Below are 5,910 nucleotides of genomic sequence, written 5' to 3'. Positions count from 1 at the left end.
TTTCGAAAGGGACGGCAAACGCCAAGAAGTGAAAAAAACTTTAAAAAAGGTGTTGACAAGATATTCTATCTTTGCTAGAATATAGAAGTTGTCTCAAGAGAGACAAAGACCTTTGAGAACTGAATAAGAAACCAAGTGCAGGGTTATGATAGAAGAATTATAACCTGTCAATTTACAAGAATAAATCGTCAGACGACGGTAATGAGTTAACGCTCGAACAATTATTAAAGATTTTAATGAGAGTTTGATCCTGGCTCAGGACGAACGCTGGCGGCGTGCCTAATACATGCAAGTAGAACGCTGAAGAGAGGAGCTTGCTCTTCTTGGATGAGTTGCGAACGGGTGAGTAACGCGTAGGTAACCTGCCTTGTAGCGGGGGATAACTATTGGAAACGATAGCTAATACCGCATAACAATAGGTGACACATGTCATTTATTTGAAAGGGGCAATTGCTCCACTACAAGATGGACCTGCGTTGTATTAGCTAGTAGGTGAGGTAACGGCTCACCTAGGCGACGATACATAGCCGACCTGAGAGGGTGATCGGCCACACTGGGACTGAGACACGGCCCAGACTCCTACGGGAGGCAGCAGTAGGGAATCTTCGGCAATGGGGGCAACCCTGACCGAGCAACGCCGCGTGAGTGAAGAAGGTTTTCGGATCGTAAAGCTCTGTTGTAAGTCAAGAACGAGTGTGAGAGTGGAAAGTTCACACTGTGACGGTAGCTTACCAGAAAGGGACGGCTAACTACGTGCCAGCAGCCGCGGTAATACGTAGGTCCCGAGCGTTGTCCGGATTTATTGGGCGTAAAGCGAGCGCAGGCGGTTTGATAAGTCTGAAGTTAAAGGCTGTGGCTCAACCATAGTTCGCTTTGGAAACTGTCAAACTTGAGTGCAGAAGGGGAGAGTGGAATTCCATGTGTAGCGGTGAAATGCGTAGATATATGGAGGAACACCGGTGGCGAAAGCGGCTCTCTGGTCTGTAACTGACGCTGAGGCTCGAAAGCGTGGGGAGCGAACAGGATTAGATACCCTGGTAGTCCACGCCGTAAACGATGAGTGCTAGGTGTTGGATCCTTTCCGGGATTCAGTGCCGCAGCTAACGCATTAAGCACTCCGCCTGGGGAGTACGACCGCAAGGTTGAAACTCAAAGGAATTGACGGGGGCCCGCACAAGCGGTGGAGCATGTGGTTTAATTCGAAGCAACGCGAAGAACCTTACCAGGTCTTGACATCCCGATGCTATTTCTAGAGATAGAAAGTTACTTCGGTACATCGGTGACAGGTGGTGCATGGTTGTCGTCAGCTCGTGTCGTGAGATGTTGGGTTAAGTCCCGCAACGAGCGCAACCCCTATTGTTAGTTGCCATCATTCAGTTGGGCACTCTAGCGAGACTGCCGGTAATAAACCGGAGGAAGGTGGGGATGACGTCAAATCATCATGCCCCTTATGACCTGGGCTACACACGTGCTACAATGGTTGGTACAACGAGTTGCGAGTCGGTGACGGCAAGCTAATCTCTTAAAGCCAATCTCAGTTCGGATTGTAGGCTGCAACTCGCCTACATGAAGTCGGAATCGCTAGTAATCGCGGATCAGCACGCCGCGGTGAATACGTTCCCGGGCCTTGTACACACCGCCCGTCACACCACGAGAGTTTGTAACACCCGAAGTCGGTGAGGTAACCTTTTGGAGCCAGCCGCCTAAGGTGGGATAGATGATTGGGGTGAAGTCGTAACAAGGTAGCCGTATCGGAAGGTGCGGCTGGATCACCTCCTTTCTAAGGAAAAACGGAATGTACTTGAGTTTCTTATTTAGTTTTGAGAGGTCTTGTGGGGCCTTAGCTCAGCTGGGAGAGCGCCTGCTTTGCACGCAGGAGGTCAGCGGTTCGATCCCGCTAGGCTCCATTGAATCGAAAGATTCAAGTATTGTCCATTGAAAATTGAATATCTATATCAAATTCCATATGTAAGTAATTACATATAGATAGTAACAAGAAAATAAACCGAAACGCTGTGAATATTTAATGAGTTAGGTCGAAAGGCCAAAATAAGGTTAAGTTAATAAGGGCGCACGGTGGATGCCTTGGCACTAGAAGCCGATGAAGGACGTGACTAACAACGAAATGCTTTGGGGAGCTGTAAGTGAGCAATGATCCAGAGATGTCCGAATGGGGGAACCCGGCAGGTAATGCCTGTCACTCATTACTGTTAAGGTAATGTAGAGGAAGACGCAGTGAACTGAAACATCTAAGTAGCTGCAGGAAGAGAAAGCAAAAGCGATTGCCTTAGTAGCGGCGAGCGAAACGGCAAGAGGGCAAACCGAAGAGTTTACTCTTCGGGGTTGTAGGACTGCAACGTGGACTTAAAGATTATAGAAGAACTACCTGGGAAGGTAGGCCAAAGAGAGTAATAGCCTCGTATTCGAAATAGTCTTTATACCTAGCAGTATCCTGAGTACGGCGAGACACGAGAAATCTCGTCGGAATCTGGGAGGACCATCTCCCAACCCTAAATACTCTCTAGTGACCGATAGTGAACCAGTACCGTGAGGGAAAGGTGAAAAGCACCCCGGGAGGGGAGTGAAATAGAACCTGAAACCGTGTGCCTACAACAAGTTCGAGCCCGTTAATGGGTGAGAGCGTGCCTTTTGTAGAATGAACCGGCGAGTTACGATATGATGCGAGGTTAAGTTGAAGAGACGGAGCCGTAGGGAAACCGAGTCTTAATAGGGCGCATTAGTATCATGTCGTAGACCCGAAACCATGTGACCTACCCATGAGCAGGTTGAAGGTGAGGTAAAACTCACTGGAGGACCGAACCAGGGCACGTTGAAAAGTGCTTGGATGACTTGTGGGTAGCGGAGAAATTCCAAACGAACTTGGAGATAGCTGGTTCTCTCCGAAATAGCTTTAGGGCTAGCGTCGATGTTAAGTCTCTTGGAGGTAGAGCACTGTTTGGGTGAGGGGTCCATCCCGGATTACCAATCTCAGATAAACTCCGAATGCCAATGAGATATAATCGGCAGTCAGACTGCGAGTGCTAAGATCCGTAGTCGAAAGGGAAACAGCCCAGACCACCAGCTAAGGTCCCAAAATATATGTTAAGTGGAAAAGGATGTGGGGTTGCACAGACAACTAGGATGTTAGCTTAGAAGCAGCTATTCATTCAAAGAGTGCGTAATAGCTCACTAGTCGAGTGACCCTGCGCCGAAAATGTACCGGGGCTAAAACATATTACCGAAGCTGTGGATACCTTTATAGGTATGGTAGGAGAGCGTTCTATGTGCGAAGAAGGTGTACCGTGAGGAGTGCTGGAGCGCATAGAAGTGAGAATGCCGGTATGAGTAGCGAAAGACAGGTGAGAATCCTGTCCACCGTAAGACTAAGGTTTCCAGGGGAAGGCTCGTCCGCCCTGGGTTAGTCGGGACCTAAGGAGAGACCGAAAGGTGTATCCGATGGACAACAGGTTGATATTCCTGTACTAGAGTATATAGTGATGGAGGGACGCAGTAGGCTAACTAAACCAGACGATTGGAAGTGTCTGGCCAAGCAGTGAGGTGTGATATGAGTCAAATGCTTATATCTCTAACATTGAGCTGTGATGGGGAGCGAAGTTTAGTAGCGAAGTTAGTGATGTCACACTGCCGAGAAAAGCTTCTAGCGTTAATTATACTCTACCCGTACCGCAAACCGACACAGGTAGTCGAGGCGAGTAGCCTCAGGTGAGCGAGAGAACTCTCGTTAAGGAACTCGGCAAAATGGCCCCGTAACTTCGGGAGAAGGGGCGCTGACTGATGGTCAGCCGCAGTGAATAGGCCCAAGCAACTGTTTATCAAAAACACAGCTCTCTGCTAAATCGTAAGATGATGTATAGGGGGTGACGCCTGCCCGGTGCTGGAAGGTTAAGAGGAGTGCTTAGCGTAAGCGAAGGTATGAATTGAAGCCCCAGTAAACGGCGGCCGTAACTATAACGGTCCTAAGGTAGCGAAATTCCTTGTCGGGTAAGTTCCGACCCGCACGAAAGGCGTAATGATTTGGGCACTGTCTCAACGAGAGACTCGGTGAAATTTTAGTACCTGTGAAGATGCAGGTTACCCGCGACAGGACGGAAAGACCCCATGGAGCTTTACTGCAGTTTGATATTGAGTATCTGTACCACATGTACAGGATAGGTAGGAGCCTATGACCTCGGGACGCCAGTTTCGAGTGAGGCGTTGTTGGGATACTACCCTTGTGTTATGGCTACTCTAACCCAGATAGGTTATCCCTATCGGAGACAGTGTCTGACGGGCAGTTTGACTGGGGCGGTCGCCTCCTAAAAGGTAACGGAGGCGCCCAAAGGTTCCCTCAGAATGGTTGGAAATCATTCGCAGAGTGTAAAGGTATAAGGGAGCTTGACTGCGAGAGCTACAACTCGAGCAGGGACGAAAGTCGGGCTTAGTGATCCGGTGGTTCCGTATGGAAGGGCCATCGCTCAACGGATAAAAGCTACCCTGGGGATAACAGGCTTATCTCCCCCAAGAGTTCACATCGACGGGGAGGTTTGGCACCTCGATGTCGGCTCGTCGCATCCTGGGGCTGTAGTCGGTCCCAAGGGTTGGGCTGTTCGCCCATTAAAGCGGCACGCGAGCTGGGTTCAGAACGTCGTGAGACAGTTCGGTCCCTATCCGTCGCGGGCGTAGGAAATTTGAGAGGATCTGCTCCTAGTACGAGAGGACCAGAGTGGACTTACCGCTGGTGTACCAGTTGTTCTGCCAAGAGCATCGCTGGGTAGCTATGTAGGGAAGGGATAAACGCTGAAAGCATCTAAGTGTGAAGCCCACCTCAAGATGAGATTTCCCATGATTTTATATCAGTAAGAGCCCTGAGAGATGATCAGGTTGATAGGTTAGAAGTGGAAGTGTGGTGACACATGTAGCGGACTAATACTAATAGCTCGAGGACTTATCCAAAGAAAGTAACTGAGACATATTGACAACGATTTGGTTTCTTGATACAGTATAGATATTCAATTTTGAGTTGAGAATACTCAGAGTTAAGTGACGATAGCCTAGGAGATACACCTGTTCCCATGCCGAACACAGAAGTTAAGCCCTAGTACGCCTGATGTAGTTGGGGGTTGCCCCCTGTTAGATACGGTAGTTGCTTAGCACAAAGGGAGTTTAGCTCAGCTGGGAGAGCATCTGCCTTACAAGCAGAGGGTCAGCGGTTCGATCCCGTTAACTCCCATAGGTCCCGTGGTGTAGCGGTTATCACGTCGCCCTGTCACGGCGAAGATCGCGGGTTCGATTCCCGTCGGGACCGTTCAAGTAGAAATATTTGAGACTCGTTAGCTCAGTTGGTAGAGCAATTGACTTTTAATCAATGGGTCACTGGTTCGAGCCCAGTACGGGTCATATATGCGGGTGTGGCGGAATTGGCAGACGCACCAGATTTAGGATCTGGCGCTTAACGGCGTGGGGGTTCAAGTCCCTTCACCCGCATTAGAAAAAGTTAGCCGGCTTAGCTCAGTTGGTAGAGCATCTGATTTGTAATCAGAGGGTCGCGTGTTCAAGTCATGTAGCCGGCATAAAACGCGAACGTAGTTCAGTGGTAGAACATCACCTTGCCAAGGTGGGGGTCGCGGGTTCGAATCCCGTCGTTCGCTTGAGGAGCCGGGGTGGCGGAACTGGCAGACGCACAGGACTTAAAATCCTGCGAAAGGAAACTTTCGTACCGGTTCGATTCCGGTCCTCGGCATAATTTAATAATAAGCACCCTTAGCTCAACTGGATAGAGTACCTGACTACGAATCAGGCGGTTAGAGGTTCGACTCCTCTAGGGTGCATTTTATCGGGAAGTAGCTCAGCTTGGTAGAGCACTTGGTTTGGGACCAAGGGGTCGCAGGTTCGAATCCTGTCTTCCCGATT

Annotated in this window: 10 tRNA genes and 3 rRNA genes; all 13 read left to right on the top strand. The window is 49.5% G+C overall.

The features are described 5' to 3' along the window. The first annotated feature begins 232 nt into the window (after nt 1-232). Nucleotides 233-1,780, top strand: a 16S ribosomal RNA gene (locus ADF62_RS08685). A gap of 54 nt (nt 1,781-1,834) precedes the next feature. Continuing rightward, nucleotides 1,835-1,907: transfer RNA gene (locus ADF62_RS08680), tRNA-Ala, on the top strand. 146 nt (nt 1,908-2,053) lie between these two features. Beyond that, nucleotides 2,054-4,953, top strand: a 23S ribosomal RNA gene (locus ADF62_RS08675). Between the two features lie 83 nt (nt 4,954-5,036). After that, nucleotides 5,037-5,152: ribosomal RNA gene (gene rrf, locus ADF62_RS08670) — 5S ribosomal RNA — on the top strand. Together the 16S, 23S and 5S rRNA genes with 10 tRNA genes alongside form the textbook arrangement of a ribosomal RNA operon. Before the next feature lie 5 nt (nt 5,153-5,157). Beyond that, nucleotides 5,158-5,230: transfer RNA gene (locus ADF62_RS08665), tRNA-Val, on the top strand. A 2-nt stretch (nt 5,231-5,232) separates the two neighbouring features. Beyond that, nucleotides 5,233-5,305 (top strand) — tRNA-Asp (locus ADF62_RS08660). A gap of 19 nt (nt 5,306-5,324) precedes the next feature. Continuing rightward, nucleotides 5,325-5,397: transfer RNA gene (locus ADF62_RS08655), tRNA-Lys, on the top strand. 5 nt (nt 5,398-5,402) lie between these two features. After that, nucleotides 5,403-5,484 (top strand) — tRNA-Leu (locus tag ADF62_RS08650). Nucleotides 5,485-5,497: 13 nt separating this feature from the next. Beyond that, nucleotides 5,498-5,570 (top strand) — tRNA-Thr (locus tag ADF62_RS08645). A gap of 6 nt (nt 5,571-5,576) precedes the next feature. Next, nucleotides 5,577-5,648 (top strand) — tRNA-Gly (locus ADF62_RS08640). Nucleotides 5,649-5,654: 6 nt separating this feature from the next. After that, a tRNA-Leu gene (locus ADF62_RS08635) sits at nt 5,655-5,740 on the top strand. Between the two features lie 14 nt (nt 5,741-5,754). Beyond that, nucleotides 5,755-5,828: transfer RNA gene (locus ADF62_RS08630), tRNA-Arg, on the top strand. A 6-nt stretch (nt 5,829-5,834) separates the two neighbouring features. Next, nucleotides 5,835-5,908: transfer RNA gene (locus tag ADF62_RS08625), tRNA-Pro, on the top strand. Nucleotides 5,909-5,910 lie beyond the last annotated feature (2 nt).

The sequence above is a fragment of the Streptococcus sp. 1004_SSPC genome, assembly GCF_001069025.1.
GTDB classification, from domain to species: Bacteria; Bacillota; Bacilli; order Lactobacillales; family Streptococcaceae; genus Streptococcus; species Streptococcus vestibularis.
The sequence above is the reverse complement of the archived record's forward strand: the minus strand, read 5'-3'. Positions and strand labels throughout refer to the sequence as shown.